The sequence below is a fragment of the Microbulbifer maximicatervae (SeqCode) genome (assembly GCF_052467305.1).
Window position 1 is genome coordinate 423,613 of sequence record NZ_CP174306.1, and the last position, 21,899, is coordinate 445,511.

General features: G+C 48.8%; 20 protein-coding genes. 16 read left to right on the forward strand and 4 right to left on the reverse strand.

Annotation, left to right across the window (positions count from 1 at the left end; all coding sequences use genetic code 11):
* The first annotated feature begins 6 nt into the window (after nt 1-6).
* The 9 genes from ispG to ACJJI4_RS01900 all read left to right on the forward strand — a co-directional run bounded on the left by ispG (nt 7) and on the right by ACJJI4_RS01900 (nt 9,784).
* Nucleotides 7-1,119 carry a flavodoxin-dependent (E)-4-hydroxy-3-methylbut-2-enyl-diphosphate synthase gene (gene ispG / locus ACJJI4_RS01860; protein ID WP_444926858.1) on the forward strand — a complete coding sequence of 371 codons (1,113 nt, stop codon included), beginning with the start codon at nt 7-9 and terminating at the stop codon, nt 1,117-1,119.
* Nucleotides 1,120-1,177: 58 nt separating this feature from the next.
* Nucleotides 1,178-2,440, forward strand: coding sequence for a histidine--tRNA ligase (hisS, locus tag ACJJI4_RS01865; RefSeq protein WP_282934069.1), 1,263 nt, complete (start codon nt 1,178-1,180; stop codon nt 2,438-2,440).
* A 70-nt stretch (nt 2,441-2,510) separates the two neighbouring features.
* Entirely contained in the window at nt 2,511-3,218 is a 708-nt protein-coding gene (locus tag ACJJI4_RS01870) for a YfgM family protein (protein WP_444895038.1), read from the forward strand.
* The gene (bamB, locus tag ACJJI4_RS01875; protein ID WP_282934067.1) at nt 3,218-4,381 is read left to right on the forward strand and encodes an outer membrane protein assembly factor BamB; all 1,164 of its coding nucleotides are present in this window, start codon (nt 3,218-3,220) and stop codon (nt 4,379-4,381) included. Before ACJJI4_RS01870 ends, bamB begins: the two co-directional genes overlap by 1 nt.
* A 146-nt stretch (nt 4,382-4,527) precedes the next feature.
* A complete protein-coding gene (gene der, locus ACJJI4_RS01880; RefSeq protein ID WP_413664566.1) occupies nt 4,528-5,925 on the forward strand; it encodes a ribosome biogenesis GTPase Der in 1,398 nt (465 codons plus the stop codon).
* Nucleotides 5,926-6,083: 158 nt separating this feature from the next.
* Nucleotides 6,084-7,547, forward strand: coding sequence for an NAD-dependent succinate-semialdehyde dehydrogenase (locus ACJJI4_RS01885; protein ID WP_444914572.1), 1,464 nt, complete (start codon nt 6,084-6,086; stop codon nt 7,545-7,547).
* Nucleotides 7,548-7,571: 24 nt separating this feature from the next.
* On the forward strand, nt 7,572-8,255 hold the full coding sequence (gene tsaA, locus ACJJI4_RS01890; RefSeq protein ID WP_444926859.1) for a tRNA (N6-threonylcarbamoyladenosine(37)-N6)-methyltransferase TrmO: 684 nt from the start codon (nt 7,572-7,574) through the stop codon (nt 8,253-8,255).
* A gap of 164 nt (nt 8,256-8,419) precedes the next feature.
* Nucleotides 8,420-9,241, forward strand: coding sequence for an MBL fold metallo-hydrolase (locus ACJJI4_RS01895; RefSeq protein WP_444914570.1), 822 nt, complete (start codon nt 8,420-8,422; stop codon nt 9,239-9,241).
* Between the two features lie 54 nt (nt 9,242-9,295).
* Nucleotides 9,296-9,784 (forward strand): hypothetical protein, encoded by a 489-nt coding sequence (locus tag ACJJI4_RS01900; RefSeq protein WP_444926860.1) that lies wholly within the window; start codon nt 9,296-9,298, stop codon nt 9,782-9,784.
* Nucleotides 9,785-9,791: 7 nt separating this feature from the next.
* Here ACJJI4_RS01900 and ACJJI4_RS01905 read toward each other — a convergent pair whose 3' ends face one another.
* Nucleotides 9,792-10,580: a class I SAM-dependent methyltransferase gene (locus tag ACJJI4_RS01905; RefSeq protein ID WP_444914568.1), complete on the reverse strand. Its 789-nt coding sequence runs from the start codon at nt 10,578-10,580 to the stop codon at nt 9,792-9,794.
* A 174-nt stretch (nt 10,581-10,754) separates the two neighbouring features.
* On the opposite strand from ACJJI4_RS01905, the gene ACJJI4_RS01910 reads away from it, so the two are divergent.
* A complete protein-coding gene (locus tag ACJJI4_RS01910) occupies nt 10,755-11,243 on the forward strand; it encodes a GFA family protein (protein ID WP_444926861.1) in 489 nt (162 codons plus the stop codon).
* A gap of 69 nt (nt 11,244-11,312) precedes the next feature.
* Here the strand turns inward: ACJJI4_RS01910 and ACJJI4_RS01915 are convergent, their stop codons facing one another.
* Together ACJJI4_RS01915 and ACJJI4_RS01920 are read right to left on the reverse strand one after the other, a co-directional pair.
* Nucleotides 11,313-12,941, reverse strand: coding sequence for a di-heme oxidoredictase family protein (locus tag ACJJI4_RS01915; RefSeq protein ID WP_444926862.1), 1,629 nt, complete (start codon nt 12,939-12,941; stop codon nt 11,313-11,315).
* A 371-nt stretch (nt 12,942-13,312) separates the two neighbouring features.
* On the reverse strand, nt 13,313-13,441 hold the full coding sequence (locus ACJJI4_RS01920; protein ID WP_444926863.1) for a hypothetical protein: 129 nt from the start codon (nt 13,439-13,441) through the stop codon (nt 13,313-13,315).
* 876 nt (nt 13,442-14,317) lie between these two features.
* On the opposite strand from ACJJI4_RS01920, the gene ACJJI4_RS01925 reads away from it, so the two are divergent.
* The gene (locus ACJJI4_RS01925) at nt 14,318-15,475 is read left to right on the forward strand and encodes an NAD-dependent epimerase/dehydratase family protein (protein WP_444926864.1); all 1,158 of its coding nucleotides are present in this window, start codon (nt 14,318-14,320) and stop codon (nt 15,473-15,475) included.
* Between the two features lie 91 nt (nt 15,476-15,566).
* Nucleotides 15,567-16,595: a glycosyltransferase family 4 protein gene (locus ACJJI4_RS01930; RefSeq protein ID WP_444926865.1), complete on the forward strand. Its 1,029-nt coding sequence runs from the start codon at nt 15,567-15,569 to the stop codon at nt 16,593-16,595.
* A gap of 31 nt (nt 16,596-16,626) precedes the next feature.
* Here ACJJI4_RS01930 and ACJJI4_RS01935 read toward each other — a convergent pair whose 3' ends face one another.
* Nucleotides 16,627-17,484: an alpha/beta hydrolase gene (locus ACJJI4_RS01935; RefSeq protein WP_282934044.1), complete on the reverse strand. Its 858-nt coding sequence runs from the start codon at nt 17,482-17,484 to the stop codon at nt 16,627-16,629.
* A 134-nt stretch (nt 17,485-17,618) separates the two neighbouring features.
* On the opposite strand from ACJJI4_RS01935, the gene ACJJI4_RS01940 reads away from it, so the two are divergent.
* The 4 genes from ACJJI4_RS01940 (at nt 17,619) to ACJJI4_RS01955 (ending at nt 21,785) form a co-directional block, all read left to right on the forward strand.
* A complete protein-coding gene (locus ACJJI4_RS01940; protein ID WP_444926866.1) occupies nt 17,619-19,649 on the forward strand; it encodes a protein-disulfide reductase DsbD family protein in 2,031 nt (676 codons plus the stop codon).
* A gap of 2 nt (nt 19,650-19,651) precedes the next feature.
* Nucleotides 19,652-20,278, forward strand: coding sequence for a thioredoxin family protein (locus ACJJI4_RS01945; protein ID WP_444926867.1), 627 nt, complete (start codon nt 19,652-19,654; stop codon nt 20,276-20,278).
* 15 nt (nt 20,279-20,293) lie between these two features.
* Nucleotides 20,294-20,797 carry a protein disulfide oxidoreductase gene (locus ACJJI4_RS01950; protein ID WP_444926868.1) on the forward strand — a complete coding sequence of 168 codons (504 nt, stop codon included), beginning with the start codon at nt 20,294-20,296 and terminating at the stop codon, nt 20,795-20,797.
* A 166-nt stretch (nt 20,798-20,963) separates the two neighbouring features.
* Nucleotides 20,964-21,785 carry an MBL fold metallo-hydrolase gene (locus ACJJI4_RS01955; RefSeq protein ID WP_282934039.1) on the forward strand — a complete coding sequence of 274 codons (822 nt, stop codon included), beginning with the start codon at nt 20,964-20,966 and terminating at the stop codon, nt 21,783-21,785.
* Nucleotides 21,786-21,899: the final 114 nt, after the last annotated feature.

Genomic DNA, 21,899 nt, shown 5'->3' on the forward strand with positions numbered 1-21,899 from the left:
CAGCCTATGCAATTTGAATCTCCCATTGTCCGCCGCAAGTCGCGCCAGATCATGGTGGGTGATGTACCGGTCGGAGGGGATGCCCCGATCTCGGTGCAAAGTATGACCAACACCGAAACCTGCGATGTAGCAGCTACTGTTGGCCAGATCCAGCGCCTGGAACAGGCTGGAGCCGATATAGTGCGGGTTTCTGTGCCCAGCATGGATGCCGCAGAGGCGTTTGGAGAAATTAAAAAACAGGTGAATGTCCCGTTAGTCGCAGACATTCACTTCGATTACCGTATCGCCCTGCGGGTTGCAGACCTGGGGGTGGATTGCCTGCGTATTAACCCCGGCAATATTGGCCGAGAGAAGCGTATTCGGGCCGTAGTGGATAAAGCGCGCGATCTGAATATCCCGATTCGTATCGGTGTCAATGCGGGCTCCCTGGAAAAAGACCTGCAGAAAAAGTATGGCGAGCCCACGCCGGATGCTCTGGTAGAGTCGGCGCTGCGCCATGTATCAATCCTCGACAGCCTGGACTTCCAGGACTTCAAAGTCAGTGTAAAAGCATCCGATATCTTTATGGCCACGGCTGCCTATCGCAAGCTGGCCCAGCAGATTGAGCAACCGCTGCACTTGGGTATTACCGAAGCTGGCGGCTTGCGTGCTGGCACAGTGAAGTCGGCGATTGGTCTCGGTGCCCTCCTGCTCGACGGTATCGGTGACACCCTGCGGGTTTCCCTGGCTGCAGACCCGGTAGAAGAGGTCAAAGTGGGCTGGGATCTGCTCAAAAGCCTGCGTCTTCGCAATAAAGGTATTAACTTTATTGCCTGCCCCAGCTGCTCGCGCCAGAACTTCGATGTGGTGAAAACCATGAATGAGCTGGAGACGCGCCTGGAAGATGTGACCACACCGCTGGATGTGGCAGTAATTGGCTGTATCGTCAACGGCCCCGGCGAAGCGAAAGAAGCCGATGTAGGCCTGACTGGTGGTACCCCAAGCCATGCCATCTATGTGGATGGGCAGCCGGACCGCAAGTTTAAGAATGAAAATCTGGTGGATGATTTAGAACGCTTGATTCGCGAGAAGGCGGCCGCCAAGGCCGAGCGCGAAGCGGATATCATCGCCAAGGCGTAGAGGGCAACAGCTCCCTGCGCAAGACCCAATTAATTGAGTGAAAAATTAAGGAACAGCGTTGAAACAGCTTCGCGCAATTCGCGGCATGAACGATCTGCTACCGGAACAGTCCCCGGTATGGCAGTACGTGGAAGCCACACTGAGTGAACTTACTAGTCGCTACGGCTACACCGAAATTCGCACTCCCTACCTGGAGTCGACCCAGTTATTTTGCCGTGCGGTGGGCGAGGCTACCGATATTGTCGAGAAGGAAATGTACACCTTTGATGACAAGAGCGGTGACAGCGTTACCCTGCGCCCTGAGGGCACAGCGGGCACTGTGCGTGCAGCAATCCAGAGCAACCTGCTGAACCAGCCACAGCGCCTGTGGTATTTCGGCCCTATGTTCCGCTATGAGCGCCCACAGAAGGGGCGCCTGCGTCAGTTCCACCAGTTTGGTGTCGAGGTGTTTGGCATTCAAGGGCCGGATATCGATGCAGAAATCCTGATCATGACTGCGCGACTGTGGCGTCAGCTGGGTATCAGCGAACATGTGACCCTGCAGCTCAATTCCCTGGGTAACGCCGAGAGCCGCGCTGCTTATCGGGATGCGCTGGTCACTTATTTAAGTGAGCGTCGTGACCAGCTGGATGAGGACAGCCAGCGCCGTCTGGAGCGCAATCCGCTGCGAATTCTCGACAGTAAAAATGCGCAAACTCAGGAACTGCTGGCGGATGCGCCCTGTCTACTGGACTTCCTCGATGAGGAATCCGCCGCCCACTTTAGTCAGTTAAAGGCACTTTTGGACGGGGCAGGCGTTAAGTATGAGATCAATCCCAAGTTGGTGCGCGGTCTCGACTACTACGGAAAAACTGTATTTGAGTGGGTGACCGACAGCCTCGGTGCCCAGGGCACTGTATGTGCCGGTGGCCGATATGACGGCCTGGTAGAACAGATGGGTGGCAAAGCCACTCCGGGAGTGGGTTTTGGCCTGGGTGTTGAGCGTCTTGTATTGATGCTAGAAACCCTAGAAGTGTTGCCTGAGTCCCTTTCGCAACAGGTAGATGCCTACCTGGTTGCCGTTGGTGATGTACAATCAGCTGCCATGACAGCCGCCGAGCAATTGCGCGACGAGCTGCCCTGGTTGCGACTGCAGTTGCACTGTGGTGGAGGAAGCTTTAAAAGCCAGATGAAGAAAGCTGATAAGAGCGGCGCCGATTATGCGCTGATTATCGGCGAAGATGAGGCTGCAAGTGGTCAGATAACTGTGAAGTACCTTCGCGCTGACCAACCGCAGCAAACGCTGGCACCGAAAGAGCTGGCAGCACTGCTGCAAGGCTGAAAGAAACACTGAGGGAGGCGGAGGCCCCCGCCGGGAAAGTTAGTAATCTACAGGAAAGGCAAATTACCCAATGGCTGAGCATCTTACCGAACAAGAACAAATAGAAACGCTGAAGCGCTGGTGGGCGGAAAATGGCAAGGGAATTGTGACTGGCGTCGTGCTGGCCCTGGCCGGTTACTTCGGTTATCAGTGGTGGCAGGGAGATCAGCGCACTAAGGCTGAAGCGGCCTCTGACCTGTACCAGACTTTCGTTGAAGCGGTCTCCGCCAACAACAATCAACCGGACAACAAGCAGCTTACCACTGCCAAGAATGTGGCCGAGCAGCTGAAAGATGATTTTGCCAAGCGCATCTACGCCAGCCAGGCTGCACTGCGTCTCGCGGCTATTTCAGCGGAGAGCAATGACCTGGAAGCTGCCGAGCAGCAGCTGCAGTGGGTACTCGACAACACCAGTGAAGCAAGCCTGGAGCTGCTCGCTAAACGCCGCCTGGCCGCTGTTTTGGCGGCCCGCGGTGAGTCCGATGAAGGCCTGAAATTGCTCGAGGGCACTATACCCCCGGCATTCGCGGCCCTTTATTCTGAGACTCGTGGTGATATCCTGAAGCAAAAGGGTGACATCGCCGGTGCGCGTGCCGCGTACGAGCAAGCACTGACAGAGCTTCTGCCAGAGCAAGCGGGCAACACCCAACTTCTGCGCCTGAAGGCTGAAAGCCTGGCGGTAACCGAGAGCAGTGACGCTCAGAACCAAACCGAGCCTGTATCTGAGGGAGACGAGTAATGGGATTTCTGAATCGCGCTGCGGGTCGCACTGCAGCGGTGGCGCTAGCGGTGGCCCTGGCTGCCTGTGCCTCTAATGACGAGAAGGAAGATGTCGACCCCGTCGAACTGGTGGATATTAACTCCACTGTTGCCCTGCAAGAGGTGTGGTCTGCCGATATTGGCGGTATTGACCAAAAGCGTTACGCGATGCTGCAGCCGAGCCTTATCGATGGTCGCCTGATAGCTGCCAGCAGCGATGGTGAAATCAGTGCTTTTGATCGCAGCTCCGGGCGCAAGCTCTGGGAGACAGATCTGGATGTAGATCTGAGCGGTGGTGTGGGTACTGGCCTGGGCATGGCGGTAGTCTCCGACTACCGCGGCCGCGCTGTGGCTCTGGATCTCGAAAACGGCGCTGAGCTATGGAATTACCAGGTCTCCGGCGAAGTAGTTGCCGCTCCAGCGATCGGTGCTGGCGTGGTTGTCCTGCAGACCGTAGATGGCAAGCTGGTTGGCCTCGACGCTACCAGCGGTGAAGAGTTGTGGAGCCACAATACCAATTTGCCAGTACTGACCCTGCGCGGTACTGCGGCACCTGTTATTAGCGGTGGTATGGTGATTGCCGGCCTGGATAACGGCAAACTGCTGGCCCTGGACGCCCGCGATGGCATTCAGCGCTGGGAACAGCGAGTCGCTATTCCCCAGGGCTCTGCGGAGCTGGAGCGGGTAGTTGATATCGACGGTGCTCCAGTAGTGCGCGGTGATTTGGTGTTTGCCGCCAGCTACCAGGGCCGTGTTGTCGCCCTGTCCAAAGATAATGGCCGCGGCCTCTGGGCTCGCGATGCCTCTACCCACCACGAAGTGGCAGTAGGTGGTGGCCATGTCTACCTCAGTGATGCCTCCGGTAGCGTCTATGCCTACAATGTGGGCAGCGGCCAGATCGAGTGGAGTAATAACGAACTATTGCGCCGCGAATTGAGCGGACCGGCTTTCTTCCAGGACGTGGTCGTTGTGGGAGATCTGGAAGGCTACCTGCATGTGCTGGACCCCAATTCCGGACAATTTATTGGCCGCGAGCAGGTGGACGGTGATGCGATTCGCATCCCCATTCTGGTTGATGGCGATCTGATTTTTGTGCTGTCGGATGACGGCAAGTTATCAGCTCTACGCCTCGCTGATTCCTGATAATCGCAGCCAACTGACGAGAGGCGGACAGGCTGTCCGCCTTAGGGCTTAGAGCCCGCAAATGGAGCCTGCAGTGCAGGCAAGTTGAAATCGCCCGCCTCGCGCGGGCTTTTGTATTTTTTTATACGGCTAAAACCAGAATTTGTATGCTGCCAGTAATTGCCCTGGTCGGGCGCCCCAATGTGGGCAAATCCACACTTTTTAACCGGTTGACCAAGTCTCGCGACGCTTTGGTGGCCAACTACGCCGGGCTTACCCGCGATCGCAAGTACGGTGAGGCGGAGATCGACGGGCGCAAGCTGTTACTGGTCGATACCGGTGGTATTTCCGGTGGCGAAGAAGGCATCGATGCGGCTATGGCCGAACAATCTATGCAGGCCATTGAAGAAGCAGACTTCGTACTCTTTTTGGTGGACAGCCGCGCCGGCCTGACCCCAGCCGACGAGATGATTGCCGAGCGCTTGCGCACCCGCTCCAAGCCCACTTTCCTGGTGGCCAACAAAGTTGATGGGGTAAACCCGGATATTGCCCTGGCACCTTTCTATGAGTTAGGTATTGGTGAGCTTTTCCCGACGACTGCTACCCACGGGCGCGGTGTTCGCTCCCTGATGCAGCGGGTCATCGAGGACCTGCCCGAGCAGGAGATTGAAGAGGAAGCCGAAGAAGCGACCGGAATCAAGATTGCCATTGTGGGCCGCCCCAATGTGGGTAAATCCACCCTGGTTAACCGCCTCTTGGGTGAGGACCGGGTTGTTGTCTACGATCAGCCCGGCACAACCCGCGATAGCGTCTATATCAATTATGAACGGGACGAAAAGCCTTATACCCTGATCGATACTGCGGGCATTCGCCGCCGGAAAAATATCAAGGAATCGGTGGAGAAGTTCTCTATCGTCAAAACCTTGCAGGCGGTGGAAGATGCCAACGTGGTGGTGCTGGTGATCGATGCCCGCGAAGGCCTGGTGGACCAGGATATGCACCTGATGGGCAGCGTAGTACAGGCGGGACGCGCGCTGGTAGTTGCCCTGAACAAGTGGGATGGGCTGGAAGCGGATCATCGCGACTATGTGAAAGCCGAGTTGGAGCGCCGACTGCGCTTTGTGGACTTTGCTGATGTGCACTTTATTTCTGCACTACATGGCACCGGTGTTGGGCATCTGTACGAGTCCATTGAGGGTGCTTACCAGAGCGCTACAGACAAACTGTCCACTAATCACCTCACTCGTATTCTGGAGTGGGCGGTAAGTGAGCACCAACCACCTTTGGTGCACGGACATCGTATCAAATTGCGCTACGCTCACGCCGGTGGACAAAATCCGCCGGTTATTGTGATCCACGGTAACCAGACTGAGCAGGTACCGGCACATTATGTGCGCTACCTGGAGAAGACTTTCCGCAAGGCTCTGGATTTGCACGGTACTCCGGTAAAAATTGAGTTCCGCACCAGCGCTAACCCCTACGCGGACAAAAAGAACAAGCTGAGTGACCGCCAGAAGGCCAAGAAACGCCGCCTGATGAAGTTTGTTAAAAAGAAGAAAAAATAAGAGGCGGTAACTTAGGTTACCTGTAAGCCGGCAAGGGATAATGCCGGTTTGCGCACCACTCCAGCTTTAACCCACAGTGGAATGGCATTGTGGGATTTCTATCGTACCAGTGATCCCGTTTTTGACGGGGCCAGGGAAGAAACCACAAGGAGAATACGATGTTGAAGCTGAAGAATCCTGCATTGCTGCGCAACCAGTCCTATATCAGTGGCCAGTGGATTGACGCTGATTCTGGCGATACCTTCGATGTGTTGGACCCGGCAACTGGCAAGGCGGTTGCCAGTATCGCCAACTTGGGGGCCGATGAGACTCGCCGTGCTATAGAAGCTGCTGATAAAGCCTGGCCTACCTGGCGCGATACTCCGGTAAAAGAAAGAGCGAAAATACTCAGGCGCTGGTATGAGCTGATAATTGCTAACGCCGATGATCTAGCCATTATTTTGACCGCAGAGCAAGGCAAGCCACTGACAGAGTCCCGTACCGAAATTGTGTATGGTGCTAATTATGTCGAATGGTTTTCGGAAGAAGCCAAGCGCGTCTACGGGGATGTTATTAGCCCGCCTTCCAGTGATAAACGGCTCTTGGTTATCAAGCAGTCAATTGGTGTGACCTGTTCTGTAACGCCATGGAATTTCCCCAGCGCTATGATCGCACGCAAAATGGCTCCCGCTATTGCCGCAGGCTGTCCATTTATTGCCAAACCCGCCTCCGAAACACCTCTATCCGCACTGGCTCTCGCAGTTCTCGCTGAGGAAGCGGGAATTCCCCCAGGTGTTTTTAATATTGTCGCAGGGGATAAGGCACCGGAGATTGGCGCAGAAATGACGGCCAATCCCTTAGTGCGGAAATTTACTTTTACCGGTTCTACTGCTGTCGGAAAATTGCTGCAAGCCCAGTGTGCAGCAACCATGAAAAAAACCTCTATGGAATTGGGCGGTAATGCCCCATTTATTGTTTTTGATGATGCTGACATTGGCGAAGCTGTAAAGGGCGCAATTGTTTGTAAATATCGCAATGCCGGTCAAACCTGTGTATGCGCCAATCGCATTTTCGTGCAGGAAGGTGTTTACGATGAATTTGCACAGAAATTTTCCGCTGCGGTAAACCAGCTTTCCATGGGCAGTGGTTTTGATAGCGGTGTCGACATGGGCCCTATGATTACCATCAAAGCAGTGAAGAAAACGGAATCTCTGGTGGAAGATGCGCTGCAAAAAGGCGCGCAAACCCTAGTTGCTGGTGGTCCCAGTACTATGGGGGAATGCTTTTATTCTCCCGTAGTATTGGGTGGGGCCACCGATCAAATGCACTTGTTCAAAGAAGAGATCTTCGGTCCGGTAGCTCCGCTATATAAATTCTCCTCTGAAGAGGAAGTCATTAAAATGGCCAACAATACGGAATTTGGTCTGGCTTCTTATTTTTACTCCAGGGATATCGGTCGTATTTGGCGTGTTGCAGAGGGACTTGAATACGGTATGGTCGGTATCAATGAGGGTATTATTTCCAACGAAATGGCACCCTTTGGCGGTGTAAAAGAATCCGGGCAGGGGCGCGAGGGCTCAAAATACGGTATTGAGGATTACCTGGAAATAAAATATCTGTGTGTCGGCGGTATTGATAAGTAGTTTGTTAAAGTGTTTGGATTTTAAATGGTTGTAGAGCCTATTGCGCGGGTGCATTCCTGCTTTGGAGAAAAGTTTGGAGTACCCCGCCAGCCACTATTGGCGGATGCCAGTCGCGCCAGTATTGCGTTGTTACCTCCCCTGGATACGCCAGATGCAGTTGCCGGTCTGGAGCAAAATAGCCATATCTGGGTAGTGTTCCAATTTCACCAAGCCGCTGGGCAGTGGTCAGCTAAAGTGCGCCCGCCCCGTTTGGGCGGCAATAAGAAACTGGGTGTACTCGCCACTCGCTCGCCCTTTCGTCCCAATAATATCGGGCTGTCAGTAGTTCGTCTTCTGGAGGTGCGCACCTCTCCTAAAGTGGAGTTGATAGTTGCCGGGGCAGATTTGGTCGATGGTACGCCAGTATTGGATATTAAACCCTATGTTCCCTATGCGGATGCGTTAACGCATGCGCAAAGTGAATTTGCTGACGCAGCTCCAGTGCAAATTCCCGTTACTATCCCCGAGCCAGTTCTGAATAAAGCCAAAGCCTACCGCGATGACTGGGGTACAGATCTCCCCCGTTTAATTGAACAGGTGTTATCCCAGGATCCAAGACCGGCATACCAAAAGACCGATCCTCAGCGCATTTATGGCATGCAATTGTGTGAATTCAATTTGCGTTGGCGCTATACCGATGCCGGAATAGAAGTGGTGTCACTGGAATAACCCTCGACCAGCTAGTTTCAGTATTCTGCAGCAAGTCAGGATGTGTCTCCTCCGTAACTGTCTAGGGTTCGGAAAGGATATGTCATTCATTTTCATGGGAAATACAATTCCCCAAGATACGGCATTCGCCTAAAAATAACGCCTAGCTATCCAAGGGCACAGCTATGCCAGTACGTGAAACCTTTAATTATCAAGGCTTAGATGCTATTCGCGTCGGCCGAGTCAATATGGGTGTTAATACAACCTTTGTTGTTTATCGCCTCAATGGAACCGTAATTGATACGGGTCCCAGCAATCAGTGGAAGTATGTTAAGCCGTTTATACAAAGCGCACCGCTAAAGCAGTTATTGCTGACTCATCACCACGAAGACCATAGTGGCAATGCCGGCGCTATCCAGAAACTTACCGGTGTGCAGGCGGTGGCCCCGGATCTGACTATTGGTATATTAAAAAAAGGCTTCCGAATTCCCCCGATGCAGAAGTTTTTCTGGGGAACTGCGGGAAAAGCGGAGGTAGCACCTCTCCCAGCGGAGGTCTACATTGGTGAAGAAGAAGTATTACCAGTATTTAGTCCTGGGCATGCAAAGGATATGACCTGCTATTTGTTACCTGAGCGTGGCTGGCTGTTTAGTGCTGATTTATTTATTGCCAACTACTTAAAGTTCCTGCGTATTGATGAAGATGTCCCTACATTAATGAAAAGTATAAAGGGAGTCCTGGATCATTCATTTGACGTTATCCTTTGCCCTCATAGAGGTGTGGTAGAGGATGGTTGGCAGCAGTTGAATAAAAAATATGAGTATCTGCTTAATCTATCTGGAGAGGCGCAGAAGTTGATGCAGCAGGGACTGCCCTTAGAAGAGACTACTTTGCGTTTATTAGGTAAAGAAGGATTGTTCAGCGCTTTGACTGGTTATAACTTCTGCAAGAGAAATTTGATTGCTTCATGCTTACAGGTTAACTTGGATGAGATGCCTAGACTCTAGGTTTTCATTACGTACTAGCCAGTAGCCAATTTCGATGCAAAGTTATTTGTTAAGATGATCGTTGCTTCTGGATTAAGAGTTGCAGAAGAAGGGTGTTTTGTGATCAGGGAATCGCTAAGGGTATTTATTTTTGGGTTGCTTGCCTGGCCATTACTAAGCAATATATTGAGTTTTTTAAAACCTTTCCTGATAGCACTAAATTATGATGAATCTTCTGGGGGGCTTGCACCTAGTTTGATAGATATTATCTATCCCTATTTTACATTGGTATCTATTGCTTTTGCCTATGCCTTCTTTATATTGACTCGGATGATAACGGGGCGGTTAAAGCGTTGGTTGTGTGTTAGTCTGGTGGTAGCTTATCTAGGTGTATCAATTTATCCAGTATTCGCTGAAGAATCTATTGTGTATTTGACTTTAAGTGGCACTCACTACTTGATTGAGTTAATTATGTTAATAATTGGTGCAACTATTATTTATAAAAATATATCAGAACCCTCTGTGGTAGCAGGTGAGAGTGTTGGTGCTATGAGGAAAGCTTGAAGAGAATCTATTTCTCTGCCTCAATAATAAATCGTTTGATTCTTACCCCAGCATCCTTTCGCATTTCCGGGTGGATTTTCTTATAGTATTTGTTCATTACCTGGTCGGCAAACTGCTTTCTTTCTGGGTGGCCTAGATGGCGGAATTGGGGAACCCATGATAGAAAGAAGGTGGTGAGCTTTTCCCAGGTTTGAAAGTTTTCCACATGGTAGATTTCATCGAATCGGGGTAAGTAGAAGCCTGCTTCTTCAGCATAGTTTCGCATTTTCTCTAGCGTATAGTGATTATAAGGATCGTGAAAACTTTCAAAATAGGGTTTCCATGTAGCTGTTTCTTGTTCCTCGTATACAGTCTCCCAGAAATTTTCATGATCAACCTGAAAACCACAAACTACTTTACCGTTAACTTTTAAATATTTATAAAAACTATTCCAGACTTGAGCTTGGTCCGCTACCCAGTGTAAACAACTAAAAGAAAAAATAATGTCGAATTTGTAGTCGAACTGGATTTCATCTGCACTCATTTGCTCGAAGGATAGGTTGGGTATATTTGCGTAATTTTTATTGGCATAACAAATCATATCCTCGGTTAGATCAATACCGATAATCCTGCCATTTGTCATACGCTCAGCTAAATAGCGGGTTACCTTGCCATCGCCACAACCCACATCAAGAATAGTGGCAGCTTGGCGATAATCGCAGCGATGTATGGCTTCCATAGCGTGGCGCCACTGCATGTCAGAGGCGTTTACGTACTCTTGAGCCTGCCACTTATCATGTCTGATAGGTTCATTCATTGGTGTGACGCCCTGAGTCTCATTGGGGATGGGTGAATCAGTTTAGCCCGGATACACTTATGATCTGTGTAGCATTTTCAGCCATCGACAAATATGGCACAGGAATCTGCACAGTTTGTAAAACCGTCATTCTGGCCACCTGCGGAACGAAAGGTAAAAGTCTGGGGGAATACTGTGAAACTCAAAGGATCTTGCCACTGCCAATCGGTTAAGTTCAGTCTGAACTCCCGGCAACCTTATCCCTTCAACCGTTGTTACTGCTCAATATGCAGAAAAACCGCTGGAGGAGGTGGTTTTGCTATTAACCTGGGGGCAGATTTCCAAACCCTGAAAGTGGAGGGCGAGGAATATTTAAGTATCTATCAGGCTGAAATTGGGATTCGGAGTCGGGAAAGTAGCGGGAAAAGTCCGGCACGACGACATTTTTGTTCAAGGTGTGGCAGTGCGTTATGGCTTTGGGACCCGCGCTGGCCAGAACTGGTACACCCCTTCGCTTCTGCGATTGATTCTGAGTTGCCGGTACCGCCGGTTCGTAGCCATATGATGCTGGATTCTGCTCCGGGTTGGGCGCAGCCAGATATACGGGAAGGGGATGAAGTGTTTGAAGGCTATCCAGAGGAATCCCTGGCTGAATGGCACCAGCGGAATATTCCCAGTGCTTAGCAGGGGATAAAGAGAGGCGGGGCGAGCCTGTGGCCGCCCCGCTTCAGGTTTATAGAGTTAATCTTGCGTTTATTCTTCCGCAAGATAGAGCACCAGGTTATCCAGGAAGTTGACCAGGTCTGCCTTTTCAGTGTCACTCAGCGCATCAAACTGTTCCTTGCTGGATTCAGCTTCACCACCGTGATAGACAATCGCCTCAGTCATAGTGGTGGCGCGTCCATCGTGTAAGTAAGGTGGTGTTGAGCCAACGCCCCAGAGGTTTTCTGTAAGGAATACTGAGGCTCCCACATTGCCTTCATCAATTTCCTCGGCCATGGCTGTTCCCATATCGTGACGCTTAAGGTCACCATATAGGCGGACTATAGCCCCGCCATTTTCCGATTCCTCAAATTGCCCCAGCGTTTGTCCGGATGGAAGCTCCTGGGGGTTATCCATGATCTCTGTGAGCAAGTTAAATTGCAGGGACCTGCTAGGTAGGCCGGCTATATCGCCTGCGGGATAAGTCTCATCGCGGTAGTTGGCGTGCTGAGAGGGTTCATAGAATACCGGCGATGCAACTTCCATCTCAGGGGAGTGGCAAGAGGCGCAGCCAATAGAGCTAAATAGCTCTTCGCCATTTTCGATACTGGCGATTTCTCCGTCGCTTAGTGGTAAGCCGTAAGTCTCCTGCTCTTCCTCGGTTAGGGAATCGATCACGCTGTTAAGCTCGATTTTTGTCACCGGACGGGGCTGTGCTGCGTTGTAGATAGTTAACGCGGTAATGTCACCAACGCTGAGCTCGTTAGTGATCGAATCAAAGTCGCTGTCTGCATCACCGACCAATTCAGTGGCCTGCATGCCCAGCTCCTGGTGTGCCGCGCCACGAACGAATGCGCGTACAAATCCGGTTAGGCCTTTCCATTCAAAGGGCCTGACTACAAGGTCAGCATCGAGGCCTTCGACGTTATCGTAGTTGACCTCATCACAGGAGACGGAGATCTCACCAAAGCTAACGCCTTTTGCGGTTAGTGCGACAGTCGTATCTGTGCCGGATGAGCAGCTCTCACTGATAGCCTCATCCCGCAAAGTGTGCAGCTCGGTAGTCATTTCTTCCGCTACCAACTGTACAGCCCCCATACCGAACAGGTGGGGCGACTGGCGCTCGATAAAGCCTTTTTGCTTGCGTTCAGGGTCCATACGAATCACATTATCGTTCACGCCACCACCGCCATCGGCTACCGGTACGTTGTGACAGCTGATGCAGGAATCACCGTTGGGGCCTGTCGCACGATGGGGCAGGACATTCGCCCATGCATTAGGTCCTTTCAGGTCGGGCCTTGGGAAGCTGGTAAATCTTTTGCCGTTGCCCACATTGACCCCGACCCCGTCGAGAGCGTTGTAATTCATCTCGAATAATTCATCGCCCTCCTCAAAAGCATGAACATAGGCTTCCAGGGTTTCCATGGATTCGAGATCAGATTGCTCCAAATGCCCACCCAGGTGAATTTCAATTGCTCCAGCATGCAATATCTGTACGGTATCGAAGACTTCACTGAAGTCGAAGGGAGTGGTTCTTTGCTGTCTTTGGTTTTTTCTTGCGTGCTTGGGAACTCGGTTTTTATCGTGCTTGGAACCAAAGTCGGCAAGCGCTGGAGTGGCATTAAATGTTAAAGCCGATATTGCCATAGCGACAGGCAACAGGTGTTTTTTAAGTATCATCAGCTATATCTCCGGGTACTGATATTGAGCGGACGTAAGGTGAGTTCTTCTACGAAAATGCACTCGATGCGGAGACACTCGACCACTTTTCTTTTAAGCACGATTCCCCAAAAAACTGATTATCAGTTGTGCTACAAGGAAAAATTGATAGAGATTTTGGTAATAACATTTTTATCTCGCAAAGTGCATCCAGTGAAGGTTTAACAGCATCCTTGCAAGCTTCTTATAGGTAGAACTGTGCCTGTTCTGCCACTTATGGCAGGCGTCAAGACCACGGGAGATACAGTATTGCGATAGCAGATTTTAAAGCTCAGATTAACTGACCTAAAGATCTAAAATGCGATCCCGATTGTGTCGATTTTGCCCATAACCTACCGCGCTAGTACGCGGCTATGTTTTTGTTTTTCGGCTTTTTTAGTTGCCGTTTCTGATAAATAAGTTCCTTTGAAAGGGTAGGTATTTGCATATTTACCTTTCGGTGACATGCTTTCCTGCTTCACGGAAAGTCCCTATTCCTGGTGGTTGTGACATTAGATTTAGGAAAAAGTGCTGGTTATTAACGTTACTGAAGGCAATGGATATTTTGAAAAACTTATAATTATTTTCGATTGAGAGTGAATTCCCCAATTGTGAATTCGTATTGTCTTCAGGTGACACATGGTTTGGAGGCTAATAACTTATCTGTTTGTGGAATTTAATATCACCTTTGTAGATAGGGTTTATGGAAACACTTCTTATCTTCGGTGAGTGCCAGTTCGTTATACCAGATCAAATTTCAGCATGCGCTTGTGAGCGTAGATACAGAGGTGAAGGGTATTTGATCGCTGTCTTACTTACAGAAAGGTGCTTTGGGGTGTGTGCAACTAATGTGAACCGTATAATTGTCAAAAAAGTTTAGCTTTATTGAAAACATTATTGGCGTATTTTCCCCTTCTAACAGAGGGGTAGAGTGATCGGTCTAAAACAATGGTGTTTCCGTTCGAGTACTCTATCTATTTAGGCTTAAAGTAAAATTGGCGCATTATTCATTTGAATGGCGCGATAAAGATCTTTGTCGCCATATATTTCAATATAGAAACAATGAGATAGTTCTATCATTGCGCCTGTAGGCTAGGAAGCCCCCAACTTACTATCAACTACAAAGCTGCTGAGAGATATTTTTAACGAGTGGTTCGTTTTTTCTCACTGTGGCGTACAAGGAATAAGGATAGTGATATGGATTGTCACGACATTGTCACAAAAAGTCGAATAAGTTTGCCCGTATGGCCTCGTTTAACGGCGGTTGGTACTTTTGAGTGAGGTAGGTTAATTCGAAGCTGCTAAAAATATTAGTTTATTCGAATTGTATTAATTCCTAAAAAATTTTAGGGGGTCGGGTGAGAAAAGTATTGATTTTGGGAGGTGATGGATTTTGTGGTTGGCCTACATCTCTCCACCTTTCAGAGGCGGGTTATGAAGTTATTATTGTTGATAACTTATCACGGCGAAAAATTGATATTGAGCTTGAAGTTGATTCATTGACACCAATCAGGCATCTGTCAGAGCGGCTTCGTGTATGGCGTGAAGTTTCCGGTATGTCCATCAGGCATGTTTATATTAACCTCGGACAGGAGTTTGAGCGATTGCTCGATCTCTTAAAAGAGGAAAAACCAGACGCGATTGTACATTTTGCTGAACAGCGTGCTGCACCCTATTCGATGAAATCTGTCCGGCATAGACGTTATACACTTGATAATAACTTGAATGCTACCAATGATGTCCTGGCGGCTATAGTAGAAAGCGGATTGGATATACATTTGATTCACTTGGGTACTATGGGTGTCTACGGGTATGGAACAGCTGGTCTCACTATTCCCGAAGGATATTTAAAAATTCAGGTAGAGACTGAAGGGCATTTGAGTGAACAGGAGATTCTTTACCCTAGTAATCCAGGTTCTATCTATCATATGACAAAGGCACAGGATCAATTGTTATTTGCCTTCTATAACAAGAACGACCAGGTACGTGTCACTGATTTACACCAAGGGATCGTTTGGGGTACCCAGACCCGACAAACACAGAGGGATGAATCTCTGATTAATCGATTTGATTATGATGGCGATTATGGAACAGTCCTCAATCGATTCCTGATGCAAGCGTCGATTAATTACCCACTTACCGTTCATGGCACTGGTGGCCAGAAGCGGGCATTTATTCATATTCAGGATACCTGTCAATGTATTCAGTTAGCTATTGAAAATCCTCCAAAGATAGGCGATAGAGTCAAAATTCTGAATCAAATGACAGAGACGCATCGTATCAGGGATCTAGCAAATTTAATCTCCAACAAGACAGGGGTGGGAATTGCCTACTTAGACAACCCCAGGAAAGAGTCAGCAGAAAATGATTTATTGGTAAATAATGATCAGCTTATCGAGATGGGGCTCAATCCTATAACCCTGAATGATAATCTTCTCACTGAAGTTGAGGGTATTGCCAAAAAATATTCACATCGATGTGACCAAACTAAAATCCCTTGTGTATCGAAGTGGTGATTTTTTCATACTTCAATGGCCCTGGTTTATATGAAATCAAGGCTGCCTGTGGAAGGTGAGGTTTTATGTCTATAGCTGAAGAGTGCAAAATATGAAGATTTTGATTGCTACGGATACTTATCCGGAGCAACTAAATGGTGTTTCCAGAGTGCTGGAAAAAACTGAAAAAGAACTCACAACACGGGGGCACCAAGTAAAAATTGTTTCTGCTACTGATTTTACTAATTTCCCCTGGCCAGGCTATAAAGAAGTGAAAATTGCAGTATTTCCCGGTGGGAAAGCTGCCCGAATTATTGAGGATTTTTCACCGGACGCTATTCATATCATGAGTGAAGGTCCAGTGGGGTGGGCTGTTCGTGGCTACTGCAAGCGGAATAATTTGCGTTTTACGACATCTTGGCTATCCCGTCTCTCTGAATATGTATCGATTCGCTATAAAGTTCCACTGAAGTGGTTACACGGTCTCCTGCGTCGCTTTCATAATTCCGCAGCGCAAACAATGGTGACTACAGATGGTATGGCAGCGGAAGCTCGAGCCTTGGGAATTGCCCGTGTCACCCGCTGGCGAAGAGGCGTAGAGTTAGAAAAATTCCATCCGGTTGAGACAAAACTTTTTGAGGGCCTAACTCGACCTATCATGCTCAATGTAGGGCGTGTTGCAGTGGAAAAATCACTGGATAAGTTTTTATCTCTTGAGTTACCGGGAACAAAAGTTATCGTGGGGGATGGTCCTCAACTCAACGAATTAAAGAGGAAGTTTCCACAGGCGGTATATCTGGGAATTAAAGAGGGTAAAGACTTAACTGAATGCTACAGCGCTGCAGATGTTTTTGTATTTCCTTCGGTAACTGACACTTTTGGTCTGGTTAATCTTGAGTCTTTAGCCTGTGGTTTGCCCGTTGCCGCCTACCCTGTGACAGGTCCGAAAGATATCATTGGTGATGCCCCCGTTGGAGCGTTGGATAGCAATCTGCAAGTAGCCATAGAAAAGGCACTATTATTGGACCGATCGGACTGTGTTACTCATGCCAGGACCTATTCCTGGGATGTGGCCACTGAGGATTTTATTTCAAGCCTGGTTCCGGTAAGTGCAGTAGAGGCTTTGCCTGTTGATGGCTAGATAAAAGCGTTGCTCGTAAAGTTCGCAAGGCTTACTTGCGAGCTGACTTGAGCAACTCAACCCAGCAGTACTTGTTAACAAAGGCATAGTGTCCCAGCTGGTGCCAGCTTTGAGTTGAGCTATTTGGCATTATACTTGAGAGATATTCTGGCATTTTAATATCAATTATATCGTCGGCATCACCATAAAATATTTTGGTGGAAGTGGTGATTTCACGAGGATCAAACCCCCAATCCCAAAGCGCCATTATCATTTCAAAAAAACCCTCCCCATGCTGCGTTGCTCCAGCAGAGAATGATTCTTCAAACATTTTCTTAAGAGCCGGGTCTCGAATAAACAGTGCGGCATCAGAGGCGTCTTTCTTTGCAAAGAGCTGAATATAATCTTGTATATTGCTATTGGCTTGGTATGCACTTAATCGGCACAGACAACGAGTAAGAAATTGCCAACGATGAATCTTTGCGATAAGTCTGATATCCGGGTTTTTTAGCAGGTCAGTCATTCCTGGGTAGTCCAGTGGCGCAACAGGGGCTGCAAGGGCAATTTTAGAGACTCTGTGGGGAAGTTTGTTAGCGATAGAAAGTGCATGAGGGGCACCACCTGAATGGCCGACTACCGAAAATGTCTCGATATTTAGACGATTAACCAGTTCTTCGATATCGGCCCCCCAATCAACCATTCGCCGGCCTCTATGGGGAGATGATCCCCCCACACCAGGTTGATCTACAGAGATGACTCTTACGCCAAGAGATGCGGTAAGGTCCTTATCAGGATTGCGAATTAGTCGCGAATCTGAGAAGCCATGATTGAAAAGCACAGGCCAGCCATTTGGATCACCATAGTCATCATAAGTAAGGATACGGCCGTCACTTATCTGCAAGGCAGGCATTCTGGGCGCTTCTTTAGGTTAGGTATGATCGGAGTATAGTGAGACTTCGTTTTGTGATGGGTGAGGCCAATGTTGTAACTTGTATCTGACCCAAAGGGGGAGTACCAGTTGATTAGGCGAGAAGGAGAATCACATTGAAAATAAAGACCACGCTGATCAACATCTGCTGTTTGACGTTACTGTTGGTTGCGGGTCTCCCTGTAGCACAGGAGACGGCATCTGGTGATCACGTCAAGGTACGTTGGCTGGCACCTGATACATTTCGCCAAGGAATGAGAGAGACGGTTGGATTCTACTTTGAGGTAGATCCTGGATGGCATGTGTATTGGCGTAATGCTGGAGATTCAGGGGCGGCTCCACGGTTTGATATGGAGGCTCAGGGCGCTTTATTAGGGCCGACCGAATGGCCATTCCCAACGCGCCTCCGGGTAGAGCATCTTACTAACCTGGGGTACTCCGGGAATGTTGCCTACCTGTTCCAGCTCCTCCCAGATAAGCGCACGCAAGAGGTTACTCTGCATGCGGATCTGGAGTGGTTGGTTTGTAAAGTGGATTGCATACCGGGCTTTGCCACTATGAGTCTTGTACGGTCGGTTGCAGAGCAGGCGGCTTGGCCAGCTACAGATCTGGCGTTAAGGAATTACTTTGCCAACAGGCTTCCAGGGGGAGAAAGTGAGAGCCCGTGGCAACCAGTATCCATTTCAGCGCGAGGTAGTGAGCATATTACTTTGCAGCTCAGAGGGAATCGTAGCGATGAAATACCTAGCATTTTCCCCGTAAATGGTGACTTGTACTCTGCGTCTGAGCCAGAAGTTCAGCGCGAAGATGAAACTCTCCTCTACAAGTTCAAGCGCCTGCCGGGCTCTGAGATTAGTGAAAGCAGTGATTTTGTGATTGCAGACTCGAGCCGGGCCTGGAAAGTCTCTGCCCCCCTCTTATCCCAAGTGGATATTGAGAAGAGCGCGACCTCTATATGGCTTTTACTTCTGTCAGCATTTATTGCCGGTCTCCTATTGAATCTGATGCCCTGTGTTTTCCCGGTGCTGTCCATAAAGCTATTTGGACTGATTAACGGTGGTAATCGCCGAGCCGAACGTTTGCGTGAATCTTTCCTATATAGCGCCGGCATTATGGTGACTTTTCTTGCTTTGGGGCTTGCTTTATTGGCGCTACGCTGGGGAGGGTTGGCCGTTGGCTGGGGTTTTCAACTTCAGTCACCGGTTGTGGTAATTGGGTTAATTATGCTCTTCTGGCTGATGGCCCTATCCTTTAGCGGCTTTTTTGAGTTTGGGCACCGATTAATGGGGCTTGCTAGCTCCAGTAGCCGTGGCTCCTTTACCACCGGTGTTTTAGCTGTCTTTGTTGCCGCCCCCTGTACCGGTCCATTTATGGGAGCAGCTCTGGGAGCAGCGGTGGTGATTCCTCCACTTCAGGCTCTACTCATCTTCTTATGCCTCGGTTTAGGGCTCGCTGCGCCATTTATTTTGATGTGTGCAAGTCCTGTAATACTGAGGCATCTGCCAGCTCCAGGTCCATGGATGGAGAAGTTGCGTCAGTTTCTTGCATTTCCGCTTTACGCAACGGTGATATGGCTACTATGGATTTTAGGGCGCCTAGCTGGAGACTCTGGTTGGTTGGCCGGTTTAAGCCTGTTGCTCGTTGTTACTCTTGCAATCTGGCTAGTAAAAAATTTTTCCAAAAAGGGGGGAGCAGCGGGTCTGATTTGTGCCGCTGCTATTTTGCTAATATCTCTACCGGCAATCCGTATGGAGGGTGGTGAGCAACCTGCAGAAATGGCGTATGACTGGCATCGTTATGACAAGGCACTTTTAACGGAAGCCTTGGATAATGGGCGCCCTGTATTTATCGACTATACCGCAGCCTGGTGTATTACCTGCCAGGTAAATAAAAAGCTGGTGCTTGATACCCCAAGTGTACAAGCATTATTTAAAAAGAATAACGTGCTTCTAATTCGGGCCGACTGGACGCGTTATAACCCTGAAATTACTCAAGCTTTGCAGGATTTAGGGAGGAACTCGGTACCTGTATATGCATGGTACCCTGCAGGAGAGAAAAAACCAGAGTTACTTCCACCACTGCTGCAAGAGTCTTTAATTGCAGCACTGTTTAGTAAGCACTTAACTGTTAATAGTGAGGATGGTTAATTATGAAATTATTTTTCAACGTGAATAATTCGATACTTAGAGGAGTTTTGCTTTTATCCCTGATGTTGCCGAGTGTTGTGTTGGCAGCAGCCGTTCCTGGACAAAAAGCGCCAGAATTCTCAGTAGTGGATGCTGCTGGAAAAACTCACAATCTCTCCGATTACACAGGCCAATGGTTGGTTGTTGAATGGTTTAATAAAGATTGCCCCTATGTCAGGAAACACTATGGCAGTGGTAATATGCAGTCCCTTCAAAAAAGGTATACAGCACAGAAAGTAAATTGGCTCACGGTTATTTCTTCAGCTAAAGGAAAGCAGGGCTATTTGGAGCCAGAGCAGGCTATGGCAGTTGCACAGAGTCATAACCTCAGCGCAAGCGTACCCTTCTTGCTGGATACCTCTGGAGTTATGGGGCGTGCTTATGGAGCTAAAACTACCCCACATATGTTTATCATTAATCCTCAGGGGGAAGTCGTATATGCTGGAGCCATTGATGATAATGACTCAGCCAATCCTGCGGTTATAGGCAGTTCACACAATTATGTTTCTGCTGCACTGGATGCTTCACTGAAGGGACTGGCTGTGGCCAAGTCCTCGTCGCGGGCTTATGGGTGTAGTGTGAAGTACTAAAGGAGTTTATTTGGGGTGGAAAAAGCTCGTTATAGCTACCTGATTCAGGCGTTGATATTTATCACCTTGGCGGTACTAATGGTTACTGCCGTGGGTTATTTCCACCAAAGAGATATCCCTGAGAACCAGGCCCCTCAGTTAGAGGGGCAATCGCTGCAGGGAAATCTTATTGACCTAAAGCAAATGTACCCTAAAGGTCCAGTATTAATTTATTTTTGGGCAACCTGGTGTCCCTATTGCCGGATAGTTTCCTCCGCTGTGACTGACCTGTCTCGGGATTACCAGGTTGTTGGTGTTGCGATGCAGTCTGGAACAGAAGAGGTGGTTACCGAATATATGCGGAATCACGAACTTGCTTTTCCTTCTCTAAATGATCCATATGGTGTTTTAAGTGCCCAATGGGGCGTTAAAGTGACGCCAACCTTGCTGATTGTCGACACTGACGGGCGCGTTGCCTGGGTCACTACTGGAGCCACATCCAAGTTGGGTTTGCAGTTGCGTTTAAAAATGACAAAGTAGCTCGTCACCATTAATGTCACTGTGTCGTATTTAAGCTTATATCAAACTCTCTTTTCCCGAGCCTGCGATGATTGGCGTAAAAATTGCTCAATTGCCGGGGAGGACAGCCCTTATAGATATACTTCTATAATTCCTTAAAGGTCTGTCTCTTGCGCTGGAGAGTGGAGTGTCGGTTATTGATTCTTTTGACTATCAAGATCTGGATGCGCAAAGGGTCGGCCGTTTCGACTTTGGTATCAATACAACCTTTATTGTATATCGGTTGGGTGACACTATTATCGATGCCGGCCCCAGTAACCAGTGGAAATACGTCAAGTGGTTTGTAAAAAATAAACCTTTTCGGCAATTAGTCCTCACCCATCACCACGAAGATCATAGTGGTAACGCCGGCGCAATTTATAAGCTTACTGGTATACAGCCAAGAGCCCCTAAGGCGACAGTAGAGATATTAAAGAGAGGTTTTCGAATTCCGCCAATACAGATGCTGATTTGGGGGAGGGCCGGGCGTGCGGAAGCTGCGCCACTACCGGAAGATTTAAGGTTCTCCGGCGAAAAGGTAGTTGTTATCCCCGCACCAGGGCATGCCAAAGACATGACCTGTTATCTGGTTCAGGATCGAGGGTGGATATTCACTGCTGATCTGTATGTAGCTAGTAAGTTAAAGCTATTGCGTAAAGATGAAAGTATTCCAACTTTAATGCACAGTATCAAAAAAGTGCTCACCTATGATTTTGATATTATATTTTGTCCTCATAGAGGGATTGTAGAAAAAGGAAAAATCCGCTTACAAGCCAAGTATGATTATTTGTTAAATCTTGCAACTGAAGCACGGGAATTGGACCGGCAAGGATTGCCTCTTGGTGAGATTACCCACCGGCTATTGGGAAGGGAAAACTTGATGAGTGTCGTGTCCGGTTACAACTTCAGTAAGAGAAACTTAATAGCTTCCTGTATGCGGGTTGATCCTACAGAAGTGTCTGATTATTGATCTTTCACTAAGAATAAGAAAAGTATTAAATCACGTCCGTATGTAATTTATAAGTGAATACCGATTTTATATGAATTGGTACTTTTAATTAAGTTGTCGCTATTCCTGAATGCC